We start from the raw sequence: 25,327 nt of genomic DNA, 5'->3' as shown, positions 1-25,327 counted from the left end.
ATGTTTCCGATTTCATGACCTCGCCGCCGCAAGGAAAGGACCGCACCGGTCCTCGTCGTCTTCGCCTGCAATGGCTCGATGCGCAACTGCTGCCGAGCCGGTCGCGTCACCGCGTGGCCCAGGCCAGCCAGGTGCTCGCCGGCTGGCTGCTGGTGCCGCAGGCCGCGGCGATCGCCTGGGGGCTGGACGCGGCATTGATCGACGCGCACGGGGCAGGTGCGCTGCATGCGCCGCTCGCGCTGCTGGCGGTCACGTTGTTGGCGCGCACGCTGCTGGGATGGCTCGGGCAGCGCGCGGCCGCCGATGCGGTCGAGGACACGCTGGCGCGCATGCGCGTGGGGCTGGCACGCGCGGCGATCGCGCGCGGGCCGGTGTGGCTGCGCGGGCGGCGCAGCGGCGAACTGGTCGCGCTGTCGACCGGCCATGTCGATGCCGCCGCGCCGTACTTCGGCGGCTATCTGCTCGCGCGCGCCGAGGTGATGCTGGTGCCGCCGGTGTTGCTGGCCGCGGTGTTCGCTGCCGACTGGATCGTGGGCCTGCTGTTGTTGGCGGCCGCGCCGTTGGCGCCGTTCTTCATGGCGCTGATCGGCATGCGCGCCGAAGCCGCCGGCCGCGCGCAGCTGTCGGCGCTCGCCAGGGCCGGTGCGCATTTCACCGACCGCTTGCGTGGACTGGACCTGATCCGCGTCTACGGCCGCGGCGAGGCGGAGCTTGCGCAGGTGGGCGAGGCCACCGAAACGATCCGCGTGCGCAGCATGCGCGTGCTGCGTATCGCCTTCCTGTCCTCGACCGTGCTCGAGTTCTTCGCCTCGGTCAGCGTCGCGCTGGTGGCGCTGTATTTCGGCTTCAGCTACCTGGGGTTGATCGCACTGCGCGACCCGGCCCCGACACTGGCGACCGGCCTGTTCTGCCTGCTGCTGGCGCCGGAGTTCCACGGGCCGATGCGTCGGCTGGCCGGGCATTACCACGACCGCGCGAACGCGCTGGCCGCGGTTGCCGAGGTCGAGGCTGCGTTCGACGACAGCCGCCCCGCGCTCAGTGCAGTGCCGGCGGCCGACCCGGCACCGATGACGCCAGGTGCGCCGGCGGTGCGGATCGAGGCGGTCACGCTGCGTCATCCAGGCGCCGCGGTGCCGGCCCTGGCCGGTGCCTCGCGCGACATCCCGGCCGGGCAGCGGCTGGCGATCGTGGCGCCCAGCGGCGGCGGCAAGAGCACGCTGCTCGACGCACTCGCTGGCTGGCTGCCGCCGGAATCCGGGCGTATCCATGTACCGGCCGGCACGACGATCGCCCTGGCCGGGCAGCGGCCGTGGCTGTTCCAGGGCAGCCTGCTCGACAACCTGCGCATCGGCGCGCCGCAGGCCGACGAGGTCGCGGTGCGTGAGGCAGCGCAGATCGCGCAGGTCACGCGGTTTGCCGCGCACCTGCCCGAGGGCCTGCACACGCCGATCGGCGAGCACGGTTTCGGGCTGTCGGGCGGGCAGGCGCGCCGCGTGGCGCTGGCGCGCGCATTGCTGCTGCGCCCGCAACTGCTGTTGCTCGACGAGCCGACGGCGTTTCTCGATCCCGCAACCGAAGCCGACCTGCTCGCCGCACTCGACACCTCGTTGCGCGACTGCACGGTCATCGTCGCCACGCACAGCCAGGCGGTGATGGACTGGGCCGATGCGGTCTGGCGCTTGCCCGGGCCGCTGGCGGCCCCGGTCGAGCCTGCCATGGAGGCGGCGCGATGAGCGCGGCACACGATCGCGACATCGCCAGCACCCGCACGCTGCTGCGCCGACATCGCGGGCGCGTGGCCGCGGCGATCGGCCTGCTGGCGCTGACGCTGGTGTCCGGCGTCGCACTGCTGGGGGTGTCGGGTGGGTTCATCGCCGCGAGTGCGCTGACCTTCGGCACGCTGGGCAGTTTCAATGTCTTCACCCCATCGGCCGGCATCCGGGCGCTGACCTTCGCGCGCATCGCCTCGCGCTATGTCGAAAAGCTCGCCGGCCACGACGCGATGCTGCGCATCGCCCGCGACCTGCGCAGCTGGTTCTTCGCGCGCGCACTGCGGCTCACGCCCGGTCAGCTGGGGCGGCTGCGCACCGGCGACCTGCTGGCGCGACTGTTGGGCGACATCGACGCGGTGGATGGTTTGTTGCTGCGCGCGACCGGCCCGTTGCTGGCGCTGCTTGCACTCGGCATCGCGGGCCTGGGCATTGCCGCCTGGTTGCACCCGCCGACCGCGGCCTGGCTGGCGCTGGTTGCGCTGGCGACCGGGCTCGGCGTGCCCTGGCTGGTCGCGCGCGGGCGGTCGGCCGCCGAGGCCGAGCGGGCCCGGCGCCGTGCCGAACTGCGCGCCCGCCTGCACGAGCTCTACGACGGCCAGGCCGATCTGGCGGCGCTGGGCGTGGCCGATGACTGGCTGGCCCGGGTCGACGCCGACGCGCAGGCCGTGGGCGAGGCCGAGCGCGTGCGCCGGCGGCAACTGGCCGATGGCGGCCTGTGGCACGGGCTGGCGACCGGCGTCGGCCTGGTCGGCACGCTGTGGATCGTCGCTGTGCCAGCGCTGGACGGGACATTGCCAGCCGCGCATGCAGCGGCGCTGTTCTTCCTCGCGATCGGGCTGTTCGAGGCCTGGGCCGGGGCGGGCCTGGCGTGGCAGGCGTTGCTGGCCGCGCGCGCGTCGATCGCGCGGCTCGACGCGGTGGCCGGCACCGAGCCGACGGTGGTCGATCCCGCGGTGCCGGTGGCCTTGCCGGCGGCCGGCGCGCTGCGGTTCGACGACGTGACTTTCGCCTGGCCGGGTCAGGACCGGCCGGTGCTGCGCGGTCTGACGCTGGCAATCGCGCCGGGCGAACGGGTGACGATCGGCGGCGACAGCGGCGGCGGCAAGTCCACGCTGGCCGCGCTGTTGCTGCGCAGCGCCGAGCCCGAAGCGGGCACGCTGTCGTTCGGCGGCGTCGACCTGCGCACAGTGCGCCAGCGCGACTGGTTCGCGCGGATCGCCTGGTTGCCGCAGAACGCCCCGGTGTTCGCCGGCAGCGTGCGCGACAACCTGGTCTTCGGCGCGCCGCAGGCCGATGACGCGCAGCTGTGGGCGATGCTGGCGCGGGTGCGGCTGGCCGACTGGGCGCGCGCGCTGGGCGGGCTCGATGCCTGGGTCGGCGAGGCCGGCATCACCATGTCCGGCGGCCAGGCGCGGCGGCTGGCGCTGGCCCGGGCACTGCTGCGCGATGCTGCGCTGGTGGTGCTCGACGAACCCACCGAGGGTCTGGACCACGACACCGCCGACACGCTGCTGCGTGAGTTGCCCGATCTGCTCGATGGCCGCAGCTTGCTGCTGATCACCCACGGTGCGGTGCCGCCGGGGCTGGCGGACCGCCACCTGTGGCTGCGCGACGGGCACCTGCAGGCCGACACGCCCTAGAATGGCGGTCTCCCTCCGCACCACCGACGAGCTGCCCGCATGATCAAGCCCCGGACCCCGCCCGGCGTCATGGAACTGTTGCCGCGCGACCAGATCGCATTCCAGCGCATGCTCGATACGATCCGCCGCACGTTCGAGGGCTTCGGATTCCTGCCGATCGAGACGCCGGTGTTCGAACTGTCGGAGACGCTGCTGACCAAGTCGGGCGGCGAGACCGAGCGGCAGGTCTATTTCGTGCAGTCGACCGGGGCGCTGGCCAAGTCGTCGGAAGGCGGGCAGTCCGAGGGCCTGCCGGAGCTGGCGCTGCGCTTCGACCTGACCGTGCCGCTGGCGCGCTATGTCGCCGAGCACGAGCACGACCTGGCGTTCCCGTTCCGCCGCTACCAGATGCAGCGCGTCTACCGCGGCGAACGCGCCCAGCGCGGGCGGTTCCGCGAGTTCTACCAGTGCGACATCGACGTGATCGGCAAGGACACGCTGTCGCCGCGCTACGACGCCGAGGTGCCGGCGGTGATCAGCGCGGTGTTTGCAGCGCTCGATATTGGCGAATTCACGATCCAGCTCAACCACCGCAAGCTGCTGCGCGGCTATTTCGAAGGGCAGGGCATCGACGACGCGCAGCAGATGACCGTGCTGCGCGAGATCGACAAGCTCGACAAGCGCGGCGAGGACGCGGTGCGCGCGACGCTGACCGGCGAGGGGTTCGGACTGTCGGACGCGGTCGTCGAGCGCCTGCTGGCGTTCTCGCGCGTGCGCTCGACCGGCCACGACGATGCCCTGGCCAGGCTCGATGCGCTCGGCACCGGCACGCCGCTGTTCGAAGAAGGGCGCGACGAACTGCGTGCGTTGCTGGGCCAGTTGCGTGCACTGGGCGTGCCCGAATCGCGCTACGCGCTGAACCTGTCGATCGCGCGCGGCCTGGATTACTACACCGGCATGGTCTACGAGACCGTGCTCGATGCGCATCCGCAGATCGGTTCGATCTGCTCGGGCGGCCGCTACGACAACCTCGCCAGCCACTACACCAAGTCCAAGCTGCCGGGCGTGGGCATTTCGATCGGCCTGACCCGGCTGTTCTGGCAACTGCGCGAGGCGGGGCTGGTGCATACCGCCGACAGCTCGGTCGATGTGCTGGTGACGCTGTTCGACGATGCCGGCCTGCCGTCGGCGCTGGCGCTGTCGCAGCGCCTGCGCAGCGCCGGACTCAACGTCGAGACCCAGCTCGAGCCGCGCAAGCTCGCCAAGCAGATGCAGTACGCCGATCGCGCCGGTATCCGCTTTGTGGTGATCCGCGGGGACGAGGAAGCGGCGCGCGGGGTGGTCGCGGTCAAGGATCTGCGCCGCGGCGAGCAGTTCGAGGTGGCCGACGACGACCTGCCGCGTACGCTGCTGGTCGAGCGGGAACAGTGGCAGGCGATGCGATGACCCTGCGGTCGCTGGCGCCTGCGGCGCTATTGCTGCCGACGCTTCTGCTGCTGGCTGCCTGCTCGCCGTTCGGCACCCGGTTCGAACGTGTGTCCCCCGGCCTCTATCGCGTCGAGAGTGTCCAGTGCGCGGCGTCCGGCGACGTGACCCAGGTGCTGGCCGATATCGCTGCCGAGGCCGAACGCCGCTGTCGTGGCGGCCATCGCCTCGACGGCACCGCGACATCGTATCTGGGCATCCGCGGCAGTGTCTTCGGTGAATGTCCGGCCGCTCACGTCACCACGACGGTGACCTGCATGGAGTCCACCCGATGAAGGCCATCCGCCTCGACGGCCGCTCGCTGACCCGGGCGCAACTGGTGATCGTCGCGCACGGCGCGCCGGTCGAACTCGACGATCAGGCGCTGCGCGCGGTGGCCGACGCGGCCGACTTCCTCGCCGAGCAGGTGCGCCGCGAAGAACCGATCTACGGCGTATCCACCGGCTTTGGCAGCAATGCCGACCGCCTGCTCGGGGCGCGCCCGCTGCGCGACGACCTGCCGGGCGCCACGCCCTCGGGCCGTGCGTTGCACGAGGAACTGCAGCACAACCTCATCGTCACCCATGCGGTGTGCGTCGGCGAGCCGTTGGCGCCGGAGGTGGTGCGCGCGATGCTGTGCATCCGCATCAACACACTGCTCAAGGGCCATTCGGGTATCCGCGTGGCGACGTTGCAGGCGCTGGCCGACCTGCTCAACGCCGGCATCGTGCCGGTGGTCCCGGGGCTCGGCTCGGTCGGCGCCTCGGGCGACCTGGCGCCGCTGTCGCACCTGGCGATCGTGCTGCTGGGCGGCGGCGAGGCGTTCTTCGAGGGCGAGCGCATGCCCGGCGCGGAGGCACTGCGGCGCGCCGGCCTGGCGCCGGTCACGCTGTCGTACAAGGAAGGCCTGGCGCTCAACAACGGCACCGCGCAGATGCTCGCCACCGGCGTGCTGGCGCTGCACCGGCTCGACGCGCTGCTCGACACCGCCGATCTCGCCGCGGCGATGACCATCGATGCCTTCGCCGGGCGCCTGGGCGCGTTCGACGCCGACGTCCACGCGCTGCGTCCGCACCCCGGGCAAGTTGAAGTCGCCGCGCACCTGCGCGAGCTGCTTGACGGCTCGACGCTGGCCGACATCGCCTACCACCTGGTGCCGAAGTTCCGGCCGTGGCTGCCGTCGAGCTGGGACACCGAAGCGGCGCAGGCGCTGCGCTTCGACATCGGCTGGGACTGGGTGCCGAGCGACCAGCGCCATGGCCGCGAGAAGTTCTACGCCCGGTTCCGGCCGTTCCGCGGCGGCAAGAAGCACCAGCCGCAGGACGCCTATTCGCTGCGCTGCATCCCACAGGTGCACGGGGCGGTGCGCGACGCGGTCGAGCAGGCCAAGCGCGTGTTCGACGTCGAGCTCAACGCAGTCACCGACAACCCGCTGGTGTTTCCGGGTCGCGAAGCCGAGCACGTCGAGCAGCAGGTGATCTCGGCCGGCCACTTCCACGGCATGCCGCTGGCGCTGGCGATGAGCTACGTCAAGGCGGCGATCCCGGTGCTGGCGTCGATCTCCGAGCGTCGCTTGGCCAAGCTCCTCGACCCGGCGACCAACGACGGGCTGCCGGCGTTCCTGATCGGCAACGAGGACGCCACCGAATCGGGTTTCATGATCGTGCAGTACACCGCGGCGGCGCTGGTCAACGACCTGGCCACCCGCGCGCATCCGGCGAGCGTGTATTCGGTGCCGACCAGCGCCAACGCCGAAGACCATGTGTCGATGGGCACCAACGAGGCGCGCCACGTGCTGGCGATGGCCGACGACCTGGGCAAGGTGCTCGCGCTGGAGCTCTACACCGCGGCGCAGGCGCTGGACCTGCGGATGGACATGATCAATGCCGCCCGTGACCTCGCGCGCCGGGCCGATGCCCAGGCGCTGGCGACGAAGGTGCAGGGCGGCCCGGCGCAGGACCGCGCCACGCACGCCGGGTTTCTCGACGAGGTCGAGGCGCTGCGCGGCGAGCTGGCTGCATGCGCGCCGTTCCACCCCGGCGCGATCGTCGCGCAGGCGCATGCACGCATCCGCGAAGCGATCCCGTTCCTCGACCGCGACCGCGCGCTCGACGGTGAAGTCGCCGCCGCCGTGCGCCTGGTCGCCGACGGCACCCTGCTGGGCGTGCTGCCGCGCTGGCGGGTGCCGGCCACCGGGCCTGCGGCGTGAACCTGCCGCTGCACTTCGGCTGGCTCGGGGTGCTGGAAGCCGCGCTGATCGCGATGGCGGTCGGCGCGCTGTGCTATCTGCTGTTCCATTGGCTGGGTGCGCGCTATCGCTGGGCGCACGGGCATTCGATCGGCTGGAGCAGCCTGGGTGCGCTCGCGATCGCGGTCGGCATCGACGCCTGGCACCTGTTCTACATGGGCGTGGTCAAGCTCGAGTCGCCGGTCTATGCGCGCATCGCGCTGCAGAAGATCCACGATCCCGACTTCCTCGCCACCCGGGTGTTCCTGTCCTCGATCGCCGCGTTCTCCGGTGTCGCGCTGGCCTGGCTGGGCATGCAGGCGCGCACACGCAGCGACTGACACCCTCTCAAGAACCGGGGTCAGAGTGGATTTTCTTCGCAAAAATCGACTCTGACCCCGGTTTTGTTCTGGGTGGGGATCAGGTCTTCGAATGCCGTGCGCGTTCGATCCGCCGCAGGAACACCGTCATCTCCTTCGACGACTGCACGTCGCCGCGCCGCGCCGCGGCGTCCAGCCCGGCGCGCCACGCCGCTTCGGCGTCGTCGTCGCGCCCCAGCGCCAGCCACGCCTTGCCGAGCAGCTTCCACGCCGCCGAGTAGTCGGGATCGTGCCGCGTCGCGGCGGTCAGATGCGTCGTGGCCGCAGCCGGATCGCCTGCCTGCAGGCAGGCATTGCCCAGCCCGAAGCGCAGCAGCGCGTCATCGCGCCCGGCATCGAGCAGGGCCTGCAGTCGTTCGCGCATGGCGCCTCCGAATCTGGAAGGTCGATGCGGGATCTTCGCGGATCGGCAGGCGAGGGCGGTGGAACGCTGCAATCCAGTCGACAACAGCGCGGACCGCCTGCAGGGCCACTGCGACGCGCGCGTCGACGAGCGCTTGCACCGCTGCTGTACGGCGTCGCTGTCCCGGTTGACTTCGGATCGGAAAGGCGTAATGTACTAGCACGCTATTACATTGATACGTTCATCGACGCCCGTGAAGCAACGCCCCGAACCCCTCCCAGACCATGAAGCCAGCGCCTCGCTGCAGGCGCTGGCCCGCGCGTTCGCGGCGCTGAAGACCGCCGACGAGGTCGCCCGGTTCCTCGACGACCTGTGCACGCCGGCCGAGCTCGAGGCCCTGGTCGACCGTTGGCGGGTCGTGCCGCTGCTGCAGCAGGGCGTGCCGTATCGCGAGATCCACGAGCGCACCGGCGTCAGCGTGACCACGGTCGGCCGCGTCGCGCGCACGCTCGACCGCGGCGCCGGCGGCTATGCGATCGCCGCGCGCCGTGTGGCGCGTACCGCGTCCCCCGATTCCCACTGAGGTTCCCCCATGAGTCCTGTCACCGGCGGCGCCGCGCGCGACCGCCTGCGTATCGCGATCCAGAAATCCGGCCGGCTCAGCGAGCCTGCACGCGGGCTGCTCGCGTCGTGCGGTCTGTCGTGGCGCGAGAGCCGCGACAAGTTGTTCTGCTACGGCGAGACGCTGCCGGTCGACCTATTGCTGGTCCGCGACGATGACATCCCCGGACTGCTCGCCGACGGCGTCTGCGATTACGGCATCGTCGGCCGCAACGTGCTCGACGAGGTCGCGGCCGATCGCGCGCTGCGCGGCCTGCCACAGGTCTCCAAGGCGGTCCGTGCACTCGGCTTCGGCGGCTGCCGGCTCGATATCGCGATTCCCGAGTCGCAGGACTGGTCGGGGCCGGCGCAATTGCAGGGCAGCCGCATCGCGACCAGCTACCCTGGCCTGCTGCAGCAATGGCTCGACGCGCAGGGCGTGCAGGCGAGCATCGTCACGCTGTCGGGCTCGGTCGAGATCGCACCGCGACTGGGCCAGGCCGACGTGATCTGCGACCTGGTATCCAGCGGCGCCACACTGACCGCCAACCAGCTTAAGCCCGCGGTCACGCTGATGACCAGCGAGGCGGTGCTGGCCGGCCCGGTGCAGCCGTTCTCCGATGTGCGCGGCGATCTGGCCGCGTTGCTGCTGCGCCGGCTCGATGGCGTGATGCGGCTGCGCGACAGCCGCCTGCTGATGTTCCAGTCGCGCCGCGACGGCGTCGATGCGCTGCTCAAGTTGCTGCCCGACGCCGAACCGCCGACGGTGCTGCAGCTCGATGGCAGCGAGACGGTCGCGCTGCAGGTGCTGTGTCATGGCGAGTTGACCTGGCCGCGGCTCGAGGCGCTCAAGCAGGCCGGTGCGGCCGGATTGATGGTGCTGCCGGTGGAGCGGATGCTGGCATGAACGCACTCGATGCTTTTTCGCTGGACGGTGCGATCCCGGCGATCGTCGACTGGGCGGCGACGGACGCCGCGGCGCAGGCCGAACTGCTGCGTCGCCCCACGCAGACCGTCGCCGCACAGACGCGTGCGGCTGTCGCCGAGGTGTTCGACGACGTGCGGGCCCGTGGAGACGCCGCGCTGCGTGCGTTGACCGAGCGCTTCGACCGCGTCGCGCTGGACGAGTTCGAGGTCGGCGCCGACGAATTCGCTGCGGCCGAGGCCGAGGTTTCGCCCCGCTTGCGCGAGGCGATGGCCAACGCGGCCGCACGGATCGAACGCTTCCATGCCGCAGGCATGACTGCCGGCTACGCGGTGCAGACCGCCGATGGCGTGGAGTGCGCGCGGATCGTGCGGCCGATCCCGCGGGTCGGGCTGTACGTGCCGGCCGGCACCGCGCCGCTGCCCTCGACCGCGTTGATGCTCGGCGTGCCGGCGCGCCTGGCCGGCTGCCGCGAAGTTGTGCTGTGCACGCCGCCGCGTCCCGACGGCAGCGCCGATCCGGCGGTGCTGGTCGCCGCCCGGCTGACCGGCGTACACCGGGTGTTCAAGCTCGGCGGCGCGCAGGCGGTCGCCGCGATGGCCTTCGGCACGACCTCGGTGCCGGCCTGCGACAAGCTGTTCGGGCCGGGCAATGCGTTCGTCACCGAAGCCAAGCAACAGGCGGCGCATTCGGGCACGGTCGCGATCGACATGCCGGCCGGCCCGTCGGAGGTGCTGGTGATCGCCGATGCGGGCGCCGACGCGGCGTTCATCGCCGCCGACCTGCTGTCGCAGGCCGAGCATGGGCCCGACTCGCAGGTGCTGCTGCTGTGCGACGACGAGGCGTTGCTGCGCCGCGTGCGCGTCGAACTGGCGACGCAATTGGCGGCGCTGCCGCGTGCCGACATCGCGCGCCGGGCGCTGGCGCGCTCGCGCCTGCTGCGGGTGCCGACGTTGGACGTCGCGTTCGACATCAGCAACCGCTATGCGCCCGAGCACCTGATCCTGGCCCTGCGCACGCCACGCGACTGGCTCGACCGGGTCGAGGTCGCCGGCTCGGTGTTCCTCGGCGACTGGACGCCCGAGGCGCTGGGCGACTACTGCAGCGGCACTAACCACGTGCTGCCCACCGGCGGCGCCGCGAGCGCCTGGAGCGGGGTCGGTGTGTCGAGCTTCCAGACCCTGGTCAGCGTGCAGACCGCCGATGCCGCGGGCATTCGCGCGATCGGTCCCGATGCGGTGACGCTGGCGCGCGCCGAAGGGCTGGATGCGCACGCCAATGCGGTCGCGCTGCGGCTGGCGAGGGCGGGCGCATGAGCGCGGTGCTCGATCTGGTGCGCGAGGACCTGCGCGCCTTCTCCGGCTACGCTTCGGCCCGCACCCAGGCGCTCGAGGGCGAGGTCTGGCTCAATGCCAACGAGGCGCCGTGGGCCAATCCCGGTGACGCCGACGGCCAGTGCCGGCGGTATCCGGCGCCGCAGCCACCGGCGCTGCAGGCCCGGCTGGCCGCGCTGTACGGCGTGGACACGTCACGGCTGCTGATCGGCCGCGGCAGCGACGAGGCGATCGACCTGCTGGTGCGCGCGCTGTGCGTGCCCGGGCGCGACGCCGTGCTCGCCACGCCGCCGGTGTTCGGCATGTACGCGGTCAGCGCCCGATTGCAGGGCGCGCCGTTCGTCGAGGTGCCGTTGCACGATACCGCCGACGGCTTCGCACTCGATGTCGATGCCGTACGCGAGACCGCGCTTGCGCGCGGCGCGCGGCTGGTGTTCCTGTGTTCGCCGTCGAACCCGACCGGCGGCCTGGTGCCGCTGGCCGACGTCGCGGCGCTGGCCACGGCGCTCGATGGGCGCGCGGTCGTCGTCGTCGACGAGGCCTACGCGGAGTTCGCCGACGCGCCGTCGGCGACCACCCGGCTCGACGCCCATCCCAACCTGGTCGTGCTGCGGACACTGTCCAAGGCGCATGGCCTGGCGGCGGCGCGGATCGGCGTGGCGATCGGCGACCCGACGCTGATCGCGGTGTTGCGGCGCTGCCAGGCGCCGTATCCCGTGCCCACACCGTGTGCCGAACTGGCGCTGGCTGGACTCGCCGACGCGGCGCTCGCGCAGACCCGCGCGCGGGTGGCGCAGACGATCGCCGAGCGCGACGCACTGGCTGCCGCGCTGGCCGGGACGCCGGGTGTGCGCCGGGTGTATCCGTCGGCCGGCAACTTCCTGCTGGTGCGCTTTGCCGATGCGTCGCGCGCGTTCGCGGCGCTGCTGGCCGCCGGCATCGTCGTGCGCGACCAGCGCGCCGCCCCCGGGCTGGACGACGCGCTGCGCATCACGGTCGGCACGCCGGCGCAGAACGGGCGCGTGATCGAGGCGCTGCAGGCATTGGAGATCGCAGCATGAGTGGCAGCAAGATCCTGTTCGTCGATCGCGACGGCACCTTGATCGAGGAGCCGGCCGATTACCAGATCGACGCCTACGAAAAGCTGCGCTTCGTGCCCGGCGTGATCCCGGCGCTGCTGCGGTTGCGCGATGCGGGCTTCGAGTTCGTGATCGTCAGCAACCAGGACGGCTTGGGCACCGAGGGTTATCCGCGCGCCAGTTTCGACGGCCCCAACGACCTGATGCTGCAGATCTTCGAGAGCCAGGGCATCGTGTTCCGCGAGGTGCTGATCGACTGCAGTTGGCCGGCCGACAACGCGCCCACGCGCAAGCCGGGCCTGGGGCTGGTGATGCATTACCTGCGCGACCGCGCTATCGATCTCGATGCCTCGGCGATGGTCGGCGATCGCGATACCGACCTGCAGTTCGCCGACAACCTGGGCGTGCGCGGCTTCAAGCTGCGCACGCCCCAGTTCGGCGGCGACTGGGACTGGCCCGGCATCGCGCACGCGCTGAGCGATGCACCGCGCCAGGCGCGCATCGTGCGCAACACTCGCGAAACGCGCATCCGGGTCGAACTGGACCTCGATGCCGCGCGTGATGCGCAGGTTGCGACCGGGTTGCCGTTCTTCGACCACATGCTCGACCAGATCGGCAAGCACGGTGGCATCGCGCTGACGGTGCAGGCCGAGGGCGACCTGGAGATCGACGAGCACCACACGGTCGAGGATGTCGGCATCGCCCTCGGCCAGGCGCTGCGCGCGGCGCTCGGTGACAAGCGCGGCATCGCCCGCTACGGGTTCACGCTGCCGATGGACGAAACCCTCGCCAGTGCCGCGCTCGACTTCGGCGGCCGGCCGTACCTGGTGTTCGACGGCACGTTCCGACGCGAGCGCGTCGGCGATCTGCCGACCGAACTGGTCGAGCACTTCTTCCGCTCGGTCTGCGACGCGGCGGCATTGAACCTGCACCTCAAGGTCGAGGGCGACAACGACCACCACAAGGTGGAGGCCTGCTTCAAGGCCTTCGCGCGTGCGCTGGGCCAGGCGGTGCGCCGTGACGGGGACGCACTGCCCAGCACCAAGGGGGTGCTGTGATGCGTGTGGTGATCGTCGATGCCGGCGGCGCCAACACCGGCTCGGTGCGCTACGCGTTCGAGCGCCTGGGCGTGACCGCTGCGTTGGTCACCGACGCCGAGGCGATCCGCGGCGCCGACCGCGTGATCCTGCCCGGGGTCGGCACCGCGGCGCAGGTCATGGCGCGGCTGCGCGCGCTCGATCTGGTCGAGGTCCTGTGCACGCTGGAGCGGCCGCTGCTGGGCATCTGCGTGGGCATGCAGCTGCTGTTCGAGCGCTCGCAAGAAGGCGATGTCGAGGGCCTGGGCCTGTTGCCCGGTGTTGTCGCGCGGCTGCACGGCGGGCCCGGGATCCGGGTGCCGCACATGGGCTGGAACCGGCTGCAGCCCAAGGCCGACAGCGCGCTGCGCACCGGCATCGACGACGATGCGCAGGCCTTCTTCGTGCACAGCTATGCCGCGCCGGTGACCGACGACTGCATTCTGGCCTGTGACCATGGTCAGCCGTTCGCCGCCGCGGTGCAGCGGGGCCTGGTCGCCGGCGCGCAGTTCCATCCCGAGCGCTCGGCCGCGGTCGGCGCGCAACTGCTGCGCAACTTCCTGTCGCCCTCGTTCGTTTCCGGAGTCCGCGCATGAGCGGTTTCACTGTCTATCCCGCCATCGACATCCGCGACGGTCGCGTGGTGCGGTTGGCGCAGGGTGACTACGCGCGCGAGACGCGCTACAGCGACGATCCGCTGGCCCAGATCCAGGCCTACGCCGAGGCGGGCGCGACCTGGCTGCACCTGGTCGACCTCGACGCCGCACGCGCGGGTGGCTTCACGCTTGCGCCATTGCTGGCGCGCATCCGTCAGACCACCCGCCTGCAGGTACAGACCGGCGGTGGTGTGCGCAGCGCCGACGACGTCGCGCGCATCCTCGAGGCCGGCGCCGCCCGCGTGGTGGTCGGGTCGCTCGCGGTGCGCGATGCCGATGCGGTGACCGGCTGGATCGGGCGCTTCGGCGCCGAGCGCATCACCGTCGCGCTCGACACGCGCCAGGACGCCGACGGCGTCTGGCGCCTGCCGGTGCACGGCTGGACCGAGACCGCCGAGGTCACGCTCGACACCCTGGCCGTGCACTACGCGCAGGCCGGGCTGCGCCATCTGTTGAGCACCGACATCGCCCGCGACGGCATGCTGTCCGGCCCCAACCGCGCGCTGTACACGCACCTGCGTGCGCTGGCACCGGCGCTGCAGGTACAGGCCTCGGGCGGCGTGCGCGCCCTGGACGACATCGCCGCGGCGCGTACGCAGGGCTGCGCCGGCATCGTGCTCGGTCGGGCACTGCTCGAAGGCCGCTTCGCACTGCAGGACGCACTAGCATGCTGAGCCGGCGGATCATTCCGTGCCTGGACGTGCGCGAGGGCCGCGTGGTCAAGGGCGTGCGCTTCCGCGATCACGTCGACATGGGCGACATCGCCGAACTGGCGCTGCGCTATCGCGATGCCGGCGCCGACGAGCTGGTGTTCTACGATATTTCCGCCAGTCCCCAGGGCCGCTCGGTCGACCGCAGCTGGGTCGAGCGGGTGTCACGGCTGATCGACATTCCGTTCTGCGTCGCCGGCGGCATCCGCGATGTCGACACCGCGCGTGCGGTGCTGCATGCCGGCGCCGACAAGATCTCGATCAACACCCCGGCGCTCGAGCGCCCGGCACTGATCGCCGAACTGGCGGATGCCTTCGGCGTGCAGTGCGTGGTCGTGGGCATCGATTCGATCCGCGAGGCCGATGGGCAATGGCGGGTGCGCAGCCACACCGGCGATCCGGACCACACCCGTGCGCTGGCGGTGCGCACGCTCGACTGGATCGTCGAGGCGCAACGGCTGGGCGCCGGCGAGATCGTGCTCAACTGCATGGACAACGACGGTGTGCGCCGCGGTTACGACATCGCCCAGCTGCGTCAGGCGCGCGCGTTGTGCGAGGTGCCGCTGGTTGCCTCCGGCGGGGCAGGCGAGACCACCCATTTCATCGATGCGTTTCTTCAGGCCGACGTCGACGGCGCGCTGGCGGCCAGTGTGTTCCACAGTGGCCGCATCGCGATTCCCGACCTCAAGCGCGAGCTGTGCGCGGCCGGCGTGGCGGTGCGCGATGTCTGACCGCCGCGACCAGGGTGCGCAGTCCGCCCATCCCCATGCGCCACAGGACGATGCCATGAGCGACCTCCCTTTCGACCCGGCGGCGCTGGACTGGACCAAGGGCGACGGCCTGTTGCCAGCGATCATCCAGGACGCCGATACGCTGCGCGTGTTGATGCACGGCTACATGGACCGCGATGCGCTCGATGCCACGCGCCGGCTGGGCCAGGTGACGTTCTTCAGCCGCAGCAAGGGGCGGCTATGGACCAAGGGCGAGCAGTCGGGCCACGTGCTTGAGCTGGTCGCCATCGACGCTGACTGCGATGCCGACACGCTGCTGGTGCTGGCAAGGCCGCAGGGCCCGACCTGCCACCTGCAGCGGCCCAGCTGTTTCCCGTCCGCTCCGGGCGGTGTGCTGGCCGAGCTGGATGCGCTGGTCGCGCAGCGCGCGCGCGAGCGGCCGGACGGCAGCTACACCACGCGGCTGTTCGACGGCGGCATCCGCCGCATCGCACAGAAGGTCGGCGAGGAAGGCGTGGAGACTGCACTGGCAGCCGTCGCGCAAGGCGACGACGAACTGCTGGGCGAGGGCGCCGACCTGCTGTACCACCTGCTGGTGTTGCTGCGCGCGCGCGGACTGTCACTGCGCGATGTCGAGCGGGTGCTGGCGGCGCGCGGCGGCTAGTGCCGACGCGCTGCCGCACCCAGCGCGCCGGGCGGCGCGGCGACGGCCGACTCAGACCGGGTCGCGGATCACCAGCAGCCGGTCCTCGCACATGTCGCGGATCGCGTAGCGCACGCCTTCGCGGCCGATGCCCGAGTCCTTGATGCCGCCATAGGGCATGTTGTCGACGCGGAAGCTCGGGACGTCGCCCACGATCACGCCGCCGGCCTCGATCCGGTCCCAGGCGCGCATCGCGTGGGCGAGGTTGCCGGTGAACACACCGGCCTGCAGGCCGAAATCGCTGTCGTTCACGCGCGCGATCGCCTCGTCGAAGCTGTCCACCGGTTCGAGCAGGGCGACCGGGCCGAACACTTCCTTGCGCTGCAGGTCGGCGTCGCGCGGCACCTTCTCCAGCAGTGTGGCCGGGATCAGATTGCCCTCGCGCTTGCCGCCGGCGATGACCTTGGCGCCGCCCTTGCGCGCGGCCTCGATCCACGACTGGATGCGGTCGGCCGCATCGGCGTCGATCACGGGGCCGATGAAGGTGGTCTCGTCGCGCGGATCGCCCATGCGCAGTGCGCCGACGGCCTTCTTGAGCTTGCGCCGCAGCGCGTCGTGGATCGCGCGGTGCGCATAGATGCGCTGGACGCCGATGCAGCTCTGCCCGGACTGGTAGTAGGCGCCGAACACCAGCCGCTCGACCACGTGGTCCAGGCTGGCGCCCGGGTCCTCGTCGACGATGCAGGCGGCGTTGCCGCCCAATTCCAGCACGACCTTCTTCTTGCCCGCGCGGGCCTTGAGGTCCCAGCCCACCAGGCCGCCGGTGAAGCTCAGCAGCGCGATGCGGTCGTCCTCGGTCAGCGCGGCCGCGTCCTCGTTGCTGCAGGGGATCACCGAGAACGCGCCCTTGGGCAGGTCGGTCTCGGCCAGGATCTCGCCGATGATCAATGCGCCGACCGGGGTCTTGGCCGCCGGCTTGAGCACGAACGGGCAGCCGGCCGCGATCGCCGGCGCGACCTTGTGCGCGACCAGGTTCAACGGGAAATTGAACGGGGTGATGAAACTGCACACGCCCACCGGCACGCGTTTGACCATGCCGCGATAGCCGCGGGTGCGCGGCGAGATCTGCAGCTCGACGACCTCGCCGTCGAGCCGGGTCGCCTCGCCGGCGGCGATGCGGAAGGTATCGATCAGACGCGTCACTTCGCCGCGCGCGTCCTTGATCGGCTTGCCGGCCTCGATGCACAGCGCCAGCGCGAGCTCCTCGGCGCGTTCCTCGAACCGGCGCACGCAATGCTCGAGCACGTCGCGGCGCTGGTCGGGGGCGAAGGCGGCCATCGCCTCGCGTGCCTTGTGCGCGGCGACGATTGCCTTGCGGATCGCGGTGGCATCGCCCATCGCCACGCGCGTGGCGACGGTGCCGCTGTACTTGTCGCGGACTTCGAGGTCGGCGTTCGCGGCCACGGCAGCGTTGGCGAGGTAGTAGGGATAGCGGCGCGCCAGGCCGGCGGCGCGGCGGGGGGACTTGGCCATCGGGGTCTCCAGGATCGGAAGGCGGGTGGGGTGCTCAGGCCACGGCGGCGCTGCGGCGCGGAATGTCTTCGTTGAGCAATGTGTCGTCGTCGGCGTAGTCGATCGGTACTTCGATCAGGTCGACGCCGGGCGTGTCGAGCGCGGTGCGCAGCAGCGCGGCGAATGCGTGCGCCGAGGTCGGGCGGTGGCCGCGCGCACCGTAGCTGCGTGCGTAGGCCACGAAATCGGGATTGCCGTAGTCCATGCCGTAGTCGGGATAGTGCTCGTGCGCCTGCTTCCACTTGATCATGCCGTAGGCGTCGTCGCGCAGCACCAGCACCACGAGGTCGAGCCGGCGGCGCACCGCGGTCTCGAGTTCCTGCGAATTCATCATGAAGCCGCCATCGCCGCAGACCGCCACGACCCGACGGTCGGGATGGACCATGCGCGCGGCCATCGCCGATGGCAGGCCGGCGCCCATCGTCGCCAGCGCGTTGTCCAGCAGCAGCGTGTTGGGCAGGTGGCAACGGTACTGGCGCGCGAACCACAGCTTGTACAGGCCGTTGTCGAGGCAGGCGATGTCGCGCGGTCCCAATGCGTCGCGCACCACCGCGGCCAGGTGCGGAATGCGCAGCGGAAAGCGGTCGTCGCTCGCCAACGCGTCGATATGCGCACACAGCGCATCGCGCACGCGGCCAAAGCACGCGAAGTCCCAATGCGGTTGCGGTGCCAGCGCCTCGTCCAGTTGCCAGACCGCGTTGGCGATGTCGCCGACGACCTCGATCTGCGGAAAGTAGACCTGATCGATTGCGGCGCTGGCGTAGTTGACGTGGATCACCGTGCGCTGCCCGGCCTGCATCGAGAACGGCGGCTTTTCGATCACGTCGTGGCCGATGTTGACGATGCAGTCGGCCGCGTCGATCGCCCGGTGCACGAAATCGCCCGACGACAGCGCCGCGGTGCCCAGCCACAGCGGCCCGGTCTCGTCGAGCACGCCCTTGCCCATCTGCGTGCTGAAGAACGGGATGCCGAGCCGTTCGACGAACGCGCGCAGTGTCTTGGCGGTGGTCTTGCGGTTGGCGCCGGCGCCGATCATCAGCAACGGACGGCGGGCGGCGGCGATCGCCTCGGCCGCCCGTGCGATCGCCTTGGGCTCGGCCAGCGGGCGACGGCCGTAGGCGGCTGGCAACAGCTGTGCGTCGGTATCGTCGCCGGCGATGTCCTGCGGCAACTCCAGATGGGCCGCACCCGGACGTTCTTCCTCGGCCAGCCGGAACGCGTCGCGCACGCGCGCGGGAATGCCGTCGGCCGAGACCAACTGGCGCGTGGTCTTGGTCAGCGGCCGCATCGTGTCAACGATGTCCACGATCTGGAAATGGCCCTGGCGGCTGCTGCGGATCGGCTTCTGCCCGGTGACCATCAGCATCGGCATCGCGCCCAACTGCGCATAGGCAGCCGCGGTGACCAGGTTGGTCGCGCCGGGGCCGAGGGTGGCCAGACACACGCCGGCCTTGCCGGTCAGCCGACCCCAGGTCGCAGCCATGAAACCGGCCGCCTGTTCGTGGCGCGTGAGCACCAGGTCGATCGAGGAGGCGCGCAGCGATTCGAGCAGGTCGAGGTTCTCCTCGCCCGGCACGCCGAACACGTGGGTCACGCCTTCGGCTTCGAGCGCCGCGACGAACAGGTCGGAGGCCTTGGTCATCGGTCCGTATGCTCCAGCGACAGATCGCCGGTCATCGTGCCAGCCTCGGCGTGATCGCCGGGCGAGGGCAGGGCCGTGCTACTGCACCTCGACCCGCAGCATGCCATCGCCGACCCGTGCATCGAGCCGATCGCCGGGCGCAGCGTCGGCGGTGCTGCGCACGATGCGGCCGTCCTCGTGCTGCAGGATGCTGTAGCCGCGGGCGATCGTGGCCAGCGGGCTCACTGCTTCAAGCGAGCGCACCAGCCCGCGCAGATGCAGCGCGTCGCGCTGCAGCCGCCGCGCCACCGCGGCCTGCGGCCGCGCCTGCAGCGCATCCAGGCGCTGGTGCAATTGGGCGAGCCGCCGTTGCGGGGAGGCTGCGCGCAACACCGCGCCGGCATGCTGGAGCCGCGCCTGGCGCTGCTGCAGTTGCTGCCGATGGGCGGTCTGCAGTCGGCGCAGCGCCGCTTCTTGCCGCTGACGCAAGGCGTCGAGGCGCGCTTGGGGGCGGGTGGCCTGCAAGCGCAGCGCCGCGCGGTCAAGCCGCTGGGCGCAGGTCTGCAGCGTGCGCAGTTGCACCGCATCGACCTGGCGCTGCAACTGGCGGACCCGCCCGAGCAGGTCGGCGCGGTCGGGTGTGAGCAATTCGGCCGCGGCCGATGGCGTCGGCGCGCGCAGGTCGGCTGCGAAGTCGGTCAGGCTGAAGTCGGTCTCGTGCCCGACGGCGGAGACCACCGGCACCGGCGAGGCCGCCACCGCGCGGGCCAGCGCCTCGTCATTGAACGCCCACAGGTCCTCGAGCGAACCGCCGCCGCGGGTCAGCAGCAGCACGTCGTAGCGGCCACTGTCTCCAGCGCGCTGCAGCGTGCGCAGCAACTGTGCCGGCGCCTCGACGCCCTGGACCAGCGTCGGCAGCACCTCGACTTCGAGCAGCGGGAACCGGCGTGCCAGCACGCTGAGCACGTCGCGCACCGCCGCGCCCGACGGCGAGGTGATCACGCCCAGCCGCCTAGGGAACACTGGCAGCGGGCGCTTGCGCTCGACCTCGAACAGGCCTTCGGCCTGCAGGCGGGCCTTGAGCGCGTCGAACGCCCGCCGCAGCGCGCCTTCGCCGGCTTCCTCGAGCGTGTCGAGGATCAACTGGTAGTCGCCGCGCGCCTCGTACAGTGTCACCCGGCCGCGCGCGCGCACCAGCATGCCGTCGCGCGGCACGAAGCGCAGCCACTGGCTCTTCTGCCGGAACAGCGCGCAGCGCACCTGGGCGCGCGTGTCCTTGAGCGTGAAGTACATATGCCCCGACGCCGGGCGTGAGACGTTGCACAACTCGCCCTCGACCGCGACTTGGGGAAAGCTGTCCTCCAGCAACCCGCGGGCGAGGGTGTTGAGCTGGCTCGGGGTCAGGACGTCGCGTGCGGAATCGTGCATGCGCACAAGGATACCGGCATGCGGTGCGTGGGGCTGCGACACCCGGTCGCAGGCGCCATGCCCGCAGCCGGCGATAATGGCCGGCCAGGCGCCGCAGGCGTCGCAGCGGAGTACTCGGATGCGCCATCCCCGTTTCGGTCTTCTTGCCGTCGGCCTGACCGCCCTGACCCTGGCCGCCTGCCAGCCGTCGTCGCCCGATGCCGCCACGCCGGCATCCGCGACCGGTACCGCCCAGGTCACGGTGTCCGACCCCTGGATCCGCGAGACCCCGCCCAATGCGGCCGTGGCCGGTGGCTATCTGACCCTGCGCAGCGCCGCCGACGACCGGCTGGTGTCGGTGGAGAGCGCCGCCGCCGCTGCGGTGGAGATCCATGAGATGCGCCACGACGGCGGCATGATGCGCATGCGCGAACTGCCCGACGGCGTCCCGCTGGCCGCCGGCACGGACGTCGAACTGCGCCCCGGCGGCTACCACCTGATGTTCATCGACCCGGTCGAGCCGCTGCGGGCGGGCGCCACGGTCGAGGCGACGCTGCACTTCGAACACGCGCCTGCACAGCAGGTCCAGTTCGACGTCCGCCCCCTGGCCGGCGATGCCGCGGCCGAGGGCCACAGCGGGCACTGACCCCGCGCGAGATCGCGTCTTGCCGACGTGATCGCGTCGGTGCGGCCTATGTCGCGCGATGCCGGTCGCCGGTGCTCGCACATGACCAGCGCAATGCGGGCGCAACGGTGCTCGAAGACGCCCCCACCCGCCGCGCGTTGCGCGTCGACCTCCCCCGCAAGCGGGGGAGGGGACACACGGCTGCCGTGTGCGGTGTGCGCTCGCGTCGTATCCCGGTCGACTGAGAAGGGCTGTGCTCCCTCCCCTGCAAGCGGGGAGGGAACGCACGGCTGCCGTGTGCGGTGTGCGCTCGCGTCGTATCCACGGTCGAATGAGAACGGCGGTGCTCCCTCGCATGCGGGAGAACGGAATGCAACGGGTGCATTGCCTTGCTCCCTCCCCCGCATGCGGGGGAGGGCTGGGGTGGGGGCGGACGCTCGCGGCGAGCTTTCGGCAACGCCTGTCTGCAGGCGCGTTGTCGCCTGCGTACGCTTGCGACGGTGCGGGGATCGGGGGGCGATCTGTACGAGTGGAGATGCGGCGTGCGTAGCACGGAACACGCATTGCGCACCGAGCGATCGATGAAATGCAAAAACCCGCGCAAGCGCGGGTTTTTGAAAGATGACCGGCTGGCGAGCGAAGGCTGGCGGGCGGGTCGTGCGCGGCTGGCTGGCGAGGGCGGGCTTGCGGCGCGCCTCGATTCTAGCGAGCGCGCACAGGGCATGACGGAATGAGAATTGCTCGCGTTACAGCAGGCGCAGTGCGTGCGACATGGCCTCGGTCTGACGCGTTCGGCAACGATCTGCGCAGTCTCGTCATCATCGTGTCTGCGCGTACCCAGCACGCCGACAGGGCGCGCGTGATCAGGCGGCAGGATCGATCGCGTCGAACGAGGTCACGCGGCGGTGGCCGTTTGCGGCGGTCGCATCGCGCGGTTCGGGGTAGTCGTCGAGGCGGTCGACCAGCACCGTGCGCAGGCCGGCCTCGCGGGCGGCGTCGAGTTCGGCCACGACATCGGACAGGAACACGATCGCCGCCGGTGACTCGTGCAATGCCTCGGCAATGCGCGCATAGCTTGCCGCCTCGCGCTTGCCGCCGACCTCGGTGTCGAACCAGGCCGAGATCAGACCCGTCAGGTCGCCGGCATCGCTGTGGCCGAAGAACAGCTTCTGCGCCGGGACCGAGCCCGACGAGTACACCGCCAGGCGTTCGCCGGCCGCATGCCAGCGGCGCAGGGCCTGCGCCGCGTCGGGGTAGATGTGCGCGGTGAAGTCGGCCTCGCGGTAGCCCGCTTCCCAGATCTTGCCTTGCAAGGCCTTGAGTGCGGTGTGCTTGCGGTCCTCGTCGATCCAGCCCTGCAGTGTCTCGACGATCATCGCGTCGTCGCACATCGCGCCGTGCTCGATCGCTACCGCATCCAACCAGCGACGAACGTCGGGATCTTGACCATGTGCGGCGACGAAACCGGGCAGGGCGCGGCGGGCATAGGGGAAGAGGACGTCTTTGACGAACGAGATGCTGCTGGTGGTGCCTTCGATGTCGGTGAGGATCATGCGATTTATCGGTCCTGGCGCGCGTGTTGAGGAGCGGGTCAGTCGCGCGCGCCCGGCTCGTAGCGCGGGAACTGCTGGGCGATGTCCGAACCGGTGAAGTGGCCGATCCAACCATCGGGCTGCTGGAAGAACCGGATCGCCACAAAGCGCGGCTCCGGGCCCATGTCGAACCAGTGGGTCACGCCATGCGGCACGCCGATCAGGTCGCCCTTGACGCACTCGATCTCGTAGACCTTGTCCTCGACATGCAGCGTGAACAGCCCCGAGCCGTCGACGAAGAAGCGGACCTCGTCTTCCTTGTGCAGGTGTTCGTCGAGGAACTTCTTGCGCAGCTCGTCGCGATTGGGGTTGTCCGGCGCGATGCTGATGACATCGACCGTCGTGAAGCCGCGCTCGGCGCTGATGCGGTCGATGTCGGCCTTGTAGGCGGCCATGACCTGCTCGGACGAGGCGCCGGCAGCGACCGGTTGCGAGGCTTCCCAGCGCTCGAAGGTCGCGCCGAGCCTGCCGAGCTCGCGGGCGATCTCCTCGCCATCGCGGCTGTCGAACAGCGGCGTGTCGGGGGCGTTGTCGGCGAAGATGCGAAGGCGGCTCATGGCGGTCTGGCTCGGGCGAGAGGGTGAGCGCGCCAGACTAGCAGCTGCCCTCGGCGCCGGCGTTGACTGGCGCGGAACGCAGGCGTTCCACGCGCGCGTGGATCGGGAGGTCAGCGACCGCGCAGACGATGCAGCGCCAGTTCGCAATGCAGCAGGAAATCGAAGGCTTCCAGATGCCGGCGCGCCTCGGCCATGTCGCGGCCCCAGGCATACAGGCCGTGGCCGTCGATCAGGTAGCCCCACATGGGGCCGGCATCGAGCAGGCATTCGACCTGCGCGGCGAGCGTGGGCATGTGCTGGCTGTTGGGCAGCACCGGCACGTCGATCGCGGTCTCGTGGGTCGCATTGCCGGCGAAGGCCTTGAGCAGTTCGTAGCCTTCGATGCGCACGTGTCCGGCGCCGGCGTACAGCCGTGAGGCGATCGTCTGGTTGGGCGAATGCGTGTGCAGGATGCAGCCGATCTCGGGGAACCGGCGATAGAGCTGGGTGTGCAACAGCGTCTCGGCCGACGGCCGATGGTCACTGCCTACGGCCTGACCATCGAAATCGACGACCATGATGTCGTCTTCCTGCAGCCGGCCCTTGTCGCGGCCCGACACGGTGATCGCCGCGTGGCGGTCGTCGAGGCGTTGCGAGAAGTTGCTGCTGGTCGCCGGTGTCCAGCCGGCCTGGGCGAGTTCGCGGACGTTGACGATCAACTCGCCGGCGAGCTCGCGCAGGCGGTGGGCATCGAAGGGGGGCGTCGGATCGGGCATGGCGCAGAGTCTACCGCGCGTGCGCACCGATCAACGATGCCAGCGCCAGCGCGGTGGTTCGCCCTTCAGCGCACAGGTTGCGATCAGCAGCGCGGTGGCCAGCGACAGGCAGCCGAAGAAGGCCGCGGGGTCGCGCTGCGGCGGAAACCGCAGCAGCACGACGACGACGCTGATCGCATAGACCGCCAGCACCGCCCAGCCCTGCCAGCACCGCGGCGCCCCCCAGCCCCAGCCGAAGGACTTGGCCGGAAACCAGTAGTCGTCCTTCTGGGGCGTGGTCACGGCGCGGCATCCGGCCGTGCGCGGCGACTGAACCCGCGATAGCCGGCCCAGGCCAGCAGCGCGATGATCGCCGCGCCCATCAGCGTCTCGATCGGCGTCGACCAGACCAGCAGGCCGCAGGCGAGCAGGGCGCCCATGCCGAGCAGGCGCTCGCGCGTGCCCGAGGCATGCGTGCGGTTGCCGAGCAGCAGGCTCAGGCCCGCGGCGGCATAGGCCATCACCACCAGCGTCACCGCCATGTTGATGATCGTCTCGAACTGGCCCGCCACCGAGTCGGAGAAGGTGGTCAGCGCGATCGCGGTCATCGAGATCACCACGATCAGCAGGCCGGTGCCGGCCGCGCCGTTGCGCAGCAGCCGGCCAAAGATCGCCGGCAGGAAACCACGCTGGGCGGCGCGCGCGCCCGACTCGCCGGTCACCAGCATCCAGCCGCCGAGCGTGCCGGTGGCCTTGAGCGCGGCCGCCGCGGCGATCACCGGGATCGCCCAGGCGCCGAACATCTGTCCGGCGACCAGCGCGAACGGTGCGCTCGACTGCGCGAGTTCGGCGACCGGTACGATGCCCATCATCAGCACCGAGGACACCAGATAGACGACACCGGCCAGCAGGATGCCGCCGAGCGTGGCGATCGGCACATTGCGGTCCGGGTCACGGACGACACCGGCGACCATCGCCCCGGTCTCCAGGCCGATGAACGCCCAGAACACCACCGACAGCGAGCCGATCGCGACCGCTGCGTCCGATTGCCCGCTGACGTTCCAGCCGGCCAGGTACAGGTCGGGATCGAAGTGCGCCCAGCCGGCGATCAGGATCGCGGCGACCGGCAGCAGGCCGAACACCACGCAGAACGACTGGAACCGGGCGATGGTGCGCGGCCCGAACAGGTTCAGCGCGAACATCGACCAGATCAGCACGACCTGGCCGACGACCTGCGCGACGGGCGTCGCCTCGATCGGCAGCAGGATGATCAGATAGCCAAACGCAGCCACCGCGATCGCGTTGTTGCCGATCCACGATGACAGCCAGTACAGCGTGGAGGCCAGAAAGCCCATGTCGCGACCCAGCGTCGGGCGGATGTAGTCGTCGGGCGATTCGAGGTTCGGGTACTGGCGGGCCAGGCGTGCGAATGCGCCGCCCAGTGCGACGGCCAGCAGCGTGCCGAGCAGCCACGACAGCGCGGTCACCGCGCCCGAGCGCGCCAGTGTGGCCGGCAGCAGGAAGAAGCCCGAGCCGATCATGTTGTTGGCGACCATGAACGTCGCCAGCACCGGTCCGATCTTCCTGGCCGTGGGAGCAATGGACATCGCGGAATCTCGCAGTGGCGCGCGGCGCCGGGTCGGAAACGACACGGCCCGCG

At 70.9% G+C, this 25,327-nt stretch carries 26 protein-coding genes; 17 read left to right on the top strand and 9 right to left on the bottom strand.

Annotation, left to right across the window (positions count from 1 at the left end):
* Nucleotides 1-14: 14 nt before the first annotated feature.
* Genes cydD through FHW73_RS04900 form a run of 6 tightly spaced genes read left to right on the top strand, consistent with a single transcriptional unit; the run spans nucleotide 15 to nucleotide 7,423 of the window.
* Nucleotides 15-1,733, top strand: a complete 1,719-nt coding sequence (cydD, locus tag FHW73_RS04925; protein WP_183425606.1) for a thiol reductant ABC exporter subunit CydD — start codon at nucleotides 15-17, stop codon at nucleotides 1,731-1,733.
* A complete protein-coding gene (gene cydC / locus FHW73_RS04920; protein ID WP_183425605.1) occupies nucleotides 1,730-3,412 on the top strand; it encodes a thiol reductant ABC exporter subunit CydC in 1,683 nt (560 codons plus the stop codon). The genes cydD and cydC overlap by 4 nt, the downstream gene beginning before the upstream one ends.
* A gap of 39 nt (nucleotides 3,413-3,451) precedes the next feature.
* The gene (gene hisS / locus FHW73_RS04915; RefSeq protein WP_183425604.1) at nucleotides 3,452-4,837 is read left to right on the top strand and encodes a histidine--tRNA ligase; all 1,386 of its coding nucleotides are present in this window, start codon (nucleotides 3,452-3,454) and stop codon (nucleotides 4,835-4,837) included.
* On the top strand, nucleotides 4,834-5,151 hold the full coding sequence (locus FHW73_RS04910; RefSeq protein ID WP_183425603.1) for a hypothetical protein: 318 nt from the start codon (nucleotides 4,834-4,836) through the stop codon (nucleotides 5,149-5,151). The genes hisS and FHW73_RS04910 overlap by 4 nt, the downstream gene beginning before the upstream one ends.
* On the top strand, nucleotides 5,148-7,064 hold the full coding sequence (locus FHW73_RS04905; protein WP_183425602.1) for an aromatic amino acid lyase: 1,917 nt from the start codon (nucleotides 5,148-5,150) through the stop codon (nucleotides 7,062-7,064). Before FHW73_RS04910 ends, FHW73_RS04905 begins: the two co-directional genes overlap by 4 nt.
* A complete protein-coding gene (locus tag FHW73_RS04900; protein WP_183425601.1) occupies nucleotides 7,061-7,423 on the top strand; it encodes a hypothetical protein in 363 nt (120 codons plus the stop codon). Before FHW73_RS04905 ends, FHW73_RS04900 begins: the two co-directional genes overlap by 4 nt.
* Before the next feature lie 79 nt (nucleotides 7,424-7,502).
* On the opposite strand, the gene FHW73_RS04895 is transcribed toward FHW73_RS04900, so the two are convergent.
* A complete protein-coding gene (locus FHW73_RS04895; RefSeq protein WP_183425600.1) occupies nucleotides 7,503-7,826 on the bottom strand; it encodes a tetratricopeptide repeat protein in 324 nt (107 codons plus the stop codon).
* 232 nt (nucleotides 7,827-8,058) lie between these two features.
* On the opposite strand from FHW73_RS04895, the gene FHW73_RS04890 reads away from it, so the two are divergent.
* From FHW73_RS04890 to hisIE, 9 genes are read left to right on the top strand one after another with little or no spacing between them, the layout of a single operon-like run.
* The gene (locus tag FHW73_RS04890; RefSeq protein WP_183425599.1) at nucleotides 8,059-8,388 is read left to right on the top strand and encodes a YerC/YecD family TrpR-related protein; all 330 of its coding nucleotides are present in this window, start codon (nucleotides 8,059-8,061) and stop codon (nucleotides 8,386-8,388) included.
* A gap of 9 nt (nucleotides 8,389-8,397) precedes the next feature.
* Nucleotides 8,398-9,312 carry an ATP phosphoribosyltransferase gene (gene hisG, locus FHW73_RS04885; RefSeq protein ID WP_183425598.1) on the top strand — a complete coding sequence of 305 codons (915 nt, stop codon included), beginning with the start codon at nucleotides 8,398-8,400 and terminating at the stop codon, nucleotides 9,310-9,312.
* Nucleotides 9,309-10,646, top strand: a complete 1,338-nt coding sequence (gene hisD / locus FHW73_RS04880) for a histidinol dehydrogenase (RefSeq protein ID WP_183425597.1) — start codon at nucleotides 9,309-9,311, stop codon at nucleotides 10,644-10,646. The genes hisG and hisD overlap by 4 nt, the downstream gene beginning before the upstream one ends.
* Nucleotides 10,643-11,725: a histidinol-phosphate transaminase gene (gene hisC, locus FHW73_RS04875; RefSeq protein WP_183425596.1), complete on the top strand. Its 1,083-nt coding sequence runs from the start codon at nucleotides 10,643-10,645 to the stop codon at nucleotides 11,723-11,725. The genes hisD and hisC overlap by 4 nt, the downstream gene beginning before the upstream one ends.
* Complete coding sequence (gene hisB / locus FHW73_RS04870) at nucleotides 11,722-12,801, top strand: bifunctional histidinol-phosphatase/imidazoleglycerol-phosphate dehydratase HisB (RefSeq protein WP_183425595.1); 1,080 nt, start codon at nucleotides 11,722-11,724, stop codon at nucleotides 12,799-12,801. Before hisC ends, hisB begins: the two co-directional genes overlap by 4 nt.
* Entirely contained in the window at nucleotides 12,798-13,415 is a 618-nt protein-coding gene (gene hisH, locus FHW73_RS04865) for an imidazole glycerol phosphate synthase subunit HisH (RefSeq protein ID WP_183425594.1), read from the top strand. Before hisB ends, hisH begins: the two co-directional genes overlap by 4 nt.
* Nucleotides 13,412-14,149, top strand: a complete 738-nt coding sequence (hisA, locus tag FHW73_RS04860) for a 1-(5-phosphoribosyl)-5-[(5-phosphoribosylamino)methylideneamino]imidazole-4-carboxamide isomerase (protein ID WP_183425593.1) — start codon at nucleotides 13,412-13,414, stop codon at nucleotides 14,147-14,149. Before hisH ends, hisA begins: the two co-directional genes overlap by 4 nt.
* On the top strand, nucleotides 14,143-14,916 hold the full coding sequence (gene hisF, locus FHW73_RS04855) for an imidazole glycerol phosphate synthase subunit HisF (protein ID WP_183425592.1): 774 nt from the start codon (nucleotides 14,143-14,145) through the stop codon (nucleotides 14,914-14,916). Before hisA ends, hisF begins: the two co-directional genes overlap by 7 nt.
* A gap of 55 nt (nucleotides 14,917-14,971) precedes the next feature.
* Nucleotides 14,972-15,580 carry a bifunctional phosphoribosyl-AMP cyclohydrolase/phosphoribosyl-ATP diphosphatase HisIE gene (gene hisIE, locus FHW73_RS04850; RefSeq protein ID WP_183425591.1) on the top strand — a complete coding sequence of 203 codons (609 nt, stop codon included), beginning with the start codon at nucleotides 14,972-14,974 and terminating at the stop codon, nucleotides 15,578-15,580.
* Between the two features lie 51 nt (nucleotides 15,581-15,631).
* On the opposite strand, the gene FHW73_RS04845 is transcribed toward hisIE, so the two are convergent.
* The 3 genes from FHW73_RS04845 to xseA all read right to left on the bottom strand — a co-directional run bounded on the left by FHW73_RS04845 (nucleotide 15,632) and on the right by xseA (nucleotide 20,180).
* Nucleotides 15,632-17,092: an aldehyde dehydrogenase family protein gene (locus FHW73_RS04845; protein ID WP_183425590.1), complete on the bottom strand. Its 1,461-nt coding sequence runs from the start codon at nucleotides 17,090-17,092 to the stop codon at nucleotides 15,632-15,634.
* A gap of 34 nt (nucleotides 17,093-17,126) precedes the next feature.
* A complete protein-coding gene (locus FHW73_RS04840; protein WP_183425589.1) occupies nucleotides 17,127-18,773 on the bottom strand; it encodes an acetolactate synthase large subunit in 1,647 nt (548 codons plus the stop codon).
* 78 nt (nucleotides 18,774-18,851) lie between these two features.
* Nucleotides 18,852-20,180: an exodeoxyribonuclease VII large subunit gene (gene xseA, locus FHW73_RS04835; RefSeq protein ID WP_183425588.1), complete on the bottom strand. Its 1,329-nt coding sequence runs from the start codon at nucleotides 20,178-20,180 to the stop codon at nucleotides 18,852-18,854.
* Nucleotides 20,181-20,298: 118 nt separating this feature from the next.
* Between xseA and FHW73_RS04830 the strand changes: the two genes are divergently transcribed.
* A complete protein-coding gene (locus tag FHW73_RS04830) occupies nucleotides 20,299-20,805 on the top strand; it encodes a copper chaperone PCu(A)C (protein WP_183425587.1) in 507 nt (168 codons plus the stop codon).
* Between the two features lie 521 nt (nucleotides 20,806-21,326).
* The gene (locus tag FHW73_RS04825) at nucleotides 21,327-21,518 is read left to right on the top strand and encodes a hypothetical protein (protein ID WP_183425586.1); all 192 of its coding nucleotides are present in this window, start codon (nucleotides 21,327-21,329) and stop codon (nucleotides 21,516-21,518) included.
* Nucleotides 21,519-21,647: 129 nt separating this feature from the next.
* Here the strand turns inward: FHW73_RS04825 and mtnC are convergent, their stop codons facing one another.
* From mtnC to FHW73_RS04800, 5 genes are all read right to left on the bottom strand, one after another.
* The gene (gene mtnC / locus FHW73_RS04820; RefSeq protein WP_183425585.1) at nucleotides 21,648-22,337 is read right to left on the bottom strand and encodes an acireductone synthase; all 690 of its coding nucleotides are present in this window, start codon (nucleotides 22,335-22,337) and stop codon (nucleotides 21,648-21,650) included.
* 38 nt (nucleotides 22,338-22,375) lie between these two features.
* On the bottom strand, nucleotides 22,376-22,933 hold the full coding sequence (locus FHW73_RS04815; RefSeq protein ID WP_183425584.1) for an acireductone dioxygenase: 558 nt from the start codon (nucleotides 22,931-22,933) through the stop codon (nucleotides 22,376-22,378).
* 110 nt (nucleotides 22,934-23,043) lie between these two features.
* Entirely contained in the window at nucleotides 23,044-23,688 is a 645-nt protein-coding gene (locus FHW73_RS04810) for a methylthioribulose 1-phosphate dehydratase (protein ID WP_183425583.1), read from the bottom strand.
* A 30-nt stretch (nucleotides 23,689-23,718) separates the two neighbouring features.
* A complete protein-coding gene (locus FHW73_RS04805) occupies nucleotides 23,719-23,970 on the bottom strand; it encodes a hypothetical protein (protein WP_183425582.1) in 252 nt (83 codons plus the stop codon).
* A complete protein-coding gene (locus tag FHW73_RS04800) occupies nucleotides 23,967-25,274 on the bottom strand; it encodes an amino acid permease (protein ID WP_183425581.1) in 1,308 nt (435 codons plus the stop codon). The genes FHW73_RS04805 and FHW73_RS04800 overlap by 4 nt, the downstream gene beginning before the upstream one ends.
* Nucleotides 25,275-25,327 lie beyond the last annotated feature (53 nt).

The sequence above is a fragment of the Luteimonas sp. RC10 genome (genome assembly GCF_014192745.1).
Lineage (GTDB): Bacteria > Pseudomonadota > Gammaproteobacteria > Xanthomonadales > Xanthomonadaceae > Luteimonas.
The sequence above is the reverse complement of the archived record's forward strand: the minus strand, read 5'-3'. Positions and strand labels throughout refer to the sequence as shown.